Raw genomic sequence first — 556 nt, forward strand, 5'->3', positions numbered from 1 at the left:
GCGACGCCAGCGGCCGCGCCAGCTCCGGCAGCGGCACGGTCAGCGTCAACCTGACGCTGAGCGGCGGCGCCGGCGGCATCTCCAGCTACGATGGCGCGGCCAGCGGCGCCAGCGCCGGCAACGGCGCCAGCGTGGTCCTCGGCAACGCGGTCGAGGGCAGCACCACCGGCGCGCTGAGCCTGTCGCAACAGGCTTACGGCGGCGCCGGCGGCTACGCTTACAACGCCCAGTCCGGTTCGGGCGGCAACGCCAGCTCGTCGCTGGTCCTGAGCGACAGCGTGGCGTCCAGCCTGAGCCTGTACGCCGGCGCCAATGGCGGCGCGGGCGGCGCCAATTATGGCGGCTCCGCCAGCAACCTCGTCGGCGCCGCCGGCCAGGCCAGCGCGCTGGCCGACGGCCAGGGTAGCGGCACGGTCAATGTCTACAGCTACGCCAGCGGCGGCGACAGCGGCAACACCAACAGCGCCGCCACCACCCAGGGCGGGCTGGCCAGCAGCATCGCACGCGGCAGCAGCAGCGGCGGCGATGTCGCGGTAACGGCGCGCGCCCGCGGCGG

Annotated in this window: 1 pseudogene; it reads left to right on the forward strand. The window is 75.2% G+C overall.

The window, feature by feature from the left end:
• A pseudogene (locus GM676_RS31715) lies at nucleotides 1-556 on the forward strand (hypothetical protein); the annotation flags it as partial.

It is taken from the genome of Duganella radicis (genome assembly GCF_009720825.1).
Classification (GTDB): Bacteria; Pseudomonadota; Gammaproteobacteria; order Burkholderiales; family Burkholderiaceae_D; genus Rugamonas; species Rugamonas radicis.